This window comes from uncultured Succinivibrio sp. (assembly GCF_902756765.1).
GTDB lineage: Bacteria > Pseudomonadota > Gammaproteobacteria > Enterobacterales > Succinivibrionaceae > Succinivibrio.
The window spans coordinates 1-2,696 of record NZ_CACVSS010000169.1 but is presented as its reverse complement, the minus strand read 5'-3'; the positions used below and the strand labels follow the sequence as shown (position 1 = coordinate 2,696).

The following is a 2,696-nucleotide window of genomic DNA, read 5'->3' as shown; positions in this document are numbered from 1 at the left end:
CGGATGTCAATCATTTTGTAAAACTTTTTGACTAGCGCTGTCCCTTGCCGAACTTTAATCATAACTTATTGTTTAATCAGGCATTGTTTGTCTGATTTTTATTCATTTCCAGACAATAAAAATATATTGGAAGCTAATCCAATTATATCTTCGGTTAGGATCATTTGCCTATAGGCAGGATCAATCTTTCTGCTATAAATTTTCCTTCTTAAGGTAACGCATCCTGTATTTCTGAACCATTTACTTTCGGTCTATTACCTACAACAAATGAATTTCTATTTATGTTAAGAAAACGTTATTGTTGAGATGTCTTGATATCTCCATGTTTTTTCGAAAGTTCTTATCTGTTTTCTTAACATAACAATTTATTTAATTCTACGTTTTGTCAAATTTTCTAGAAAATTCAATGTATTCTCATTTTTGTTATTTATCCTTTCTAAACTTGTAAAATCTTCACTTTCTGTTAGTTTAGATAAACTTTCTGATACGGCATTCGCCTCCCTAACTTTCTTGTAATGACCAATGTAGAACTGTTCTGTTGTTTGCACACTGCTATGTCCTAATAAATCTCTGACATAGATTAAATCTACTCCCTTAGCAATATTCAATGTGGCAAATGTATGTCTTAAGACATGTGGCGTTACATCCTCAGGAATGAGCTCTGGTGTCTTTTTTCTTGCTTTATCAGCGTAATTCTTTACAAGATGATATACACCGTGTCTGGAAATTGGCTGACCTAAATGATTCGTAAACAGGTATTCTTCTCTTCTGGCAGGGTGTTCTAATCTAGTCATCTTAAGATAACTTATGATTTTCTTAACGATCTGCTTTTGCAGTGGCACTGTCCTTGGTTTAGAGCCTTTTCCGATAACAACCATGGATGCTGGATCACCTAGATTTAAATCTTTTGGTCTGAGGTTGATAACTTCAGATACTCTTAATCCCGCACCAGCCATAAGAGATATAATCAGCAGGTTACGCAGCTGGTTTCGAGGTTCTGCAAGGACTTCTTTAATAAAAAGTTCCAATCCTTCTGCGCTTAGGAATTTAGGACTCCGATGAAATAGCGTTCTTATTTTGATTGCTTTAATCTCAGCATACTGCTGCTGATAGACAGCAACTTCATAACTAAGGTAGTTGACGAAACTGACGATAGCGGCTTTTCTCTGGTTGCGTGTAGCCGCACTGTTATGTTTCACTTCACAAAGGTAATGTAAGAAATGATCCACCAGAGTTCTGGTCAGCATAGCTATGGTCATATCTTCAACCAGAATATGCTCATAGTCTCTCAGGTATTTCAGAAAGATTGAGAAAGTCTCGCTGTAGGAGGCAATGGTCTTAGGCGAGCATTCCATATCTTTAGGCAGATATTCTGTAAAGAATTTTTGCACGTGTAAATTGAAATCAGTCAACATCTTCAGGTACCTCCAGAGTATCTTCCAGTGATGCAAGAGCCTTTTCCAGCGTATCATCAAGTTTAGAGCACAGATATGGAAACAGAGTTGTTGCATAACGCAGGTAATATTCACAGGAATGTAAGTCGCTATGACCTAGCCATTGTGCCAGGTAAATCAGTGAGGTATGCATATCCATACCATTGTCTATAAGCTGTTTGCAGCTCATAACCGCGGCAGTCCACCTCCAGTCATGGACTCTAGGCCCTTTCTCTCCGTTGTAAGGAATTCCTGCCTTATGCAAAAATTCCACGTGATAGTGGTGAATTGTGCTTTGACTGATACAATTATTTAATACAGTAAATCCCCAGAAGATCGCATCGTGATCTTTAATTTGATAAAAGGTCTTATTTGCATAGGCTCTCATCAAAGCAAGCAAATCGTCATTTAGAATAGTGTAGCGTTCTGCTCCGTTCTTGGTTTTTCTAAGCTTGATGACTCCTGCTCCTAAATCTACATCGCATTTACGGATTGCCAATGCCTCACCAATTCTTAATCCATTACAGGCCAAAAGCCTGAAAAATAGCGGCATAATGATGGCACAGCGTCCAGACTGACCATAGTCGTAGGTATCTACTGCTTTAAAATAGGCGATAGATTCCTTCTCAGTATAAATATGAGGTACAAAGCTATGTTGTCCATTAGAGACATTACGAGGTGGTGTGACCTGATATCCATGTAACTGTAACCACTCAAAAAATAGTTTTGCGGTATTTACTCTTTTATAACGAGTTCCAGTAGCCTCATGATTGCGTGTTAATCTATAAGCATCTGCATCTTCACGGGTAAATATTTTTTCTTTCAGCTGTTTTTCATTACAGAATCTGTCCAATGCAAGCAAGTTATTGGCAATAGGAGAGATATTAAAACCTGTTGCGTCTTTAATTTTAAGATATTCGAGAATTTCCTGGGCCCAGACAGATTTAAATTTGCTAGAATAGCGTCCGAGGTTTGCCATGTTAGTTAACCTCCTTCAAATCGCTATAAAATGGTGACTGACATGGCAGCATCGGCAGATTACATTTCTTAAGTCCTGCTATATCAAGTCTTACGTAGTTAAAGGTTACTGATTTATCTTTATGACCTAGTACTTCCTTAACTTCCCTAATATCAGCTCCATTTTCGATCATTCTTGTTGCCAGAGAGAATCTTAAAGCATGGCAACCGTGCTTGCGATTTGATAAATTGGTAATCCCCGCCCTGTGTATATATTTATACAGAATCTGGTCTAATGAATTTGGT

At 37.8% G+C, this 2,696-nt stretch carries 3 protein-coding genes; all 3 read right to left on the bottom strand.

Going from position 1 to position 2,696, the window contains the following annotated elements:
- Positions 1–365 precede the first annotated feature (365 nt).
- The gene (locus QZU45_RS12040) at positions 366–1,415 is read right to left on the bottom strand and encodes a tyrosine-type recombinase/integrase (protein WP_295355626.1); all 1,050 of its coding nucleotides are present in this window, start codon (positions 1,413–1,415) and stop codon (positions 366–368) included.
- The gene (locus QZU45_RS12035) at positions 1,405–2,412 is read right to left on the bottom strand and encodes a tyrosine-type recombinase/integrase (RefSeq protein ID WP_295355624.1); all 1,008 of its coding nucleotides are present in this window, start codon (positions 2,410–2,412) and stop codon (positions 1,405–1,407) included. Before QZU45_RS12035 ends, QZU45_RS12040 begins: the two co-directional genes overlap by 11 nt.
- Position 2,413: 1 nt before the next feature.
- On the bottom strand, positions 2,414–2,696 hold a 283-nt coding region (locus QZU45_RS12030; protein ID WP_295355622.1), incomplete at its 5' end, for a tyrosine-type recombinase/integrase.

Coding starts and splice junctions, on each gene's coding strand:
- QZU45_RS12040 (WP_295355626.1), bottom strand. CDS start 1,415: ATGTTGACTGATTTCAATTTACACGTGCAAAAATTCTTTACAGAATAT.
- QZU45_RS12035 (WP_295355624.1), bottom strand. CDS start 2,412: ATGGCAAACCTCGGACGCTATTCTAGCAAATTTAAATCTGTCTGGGCC.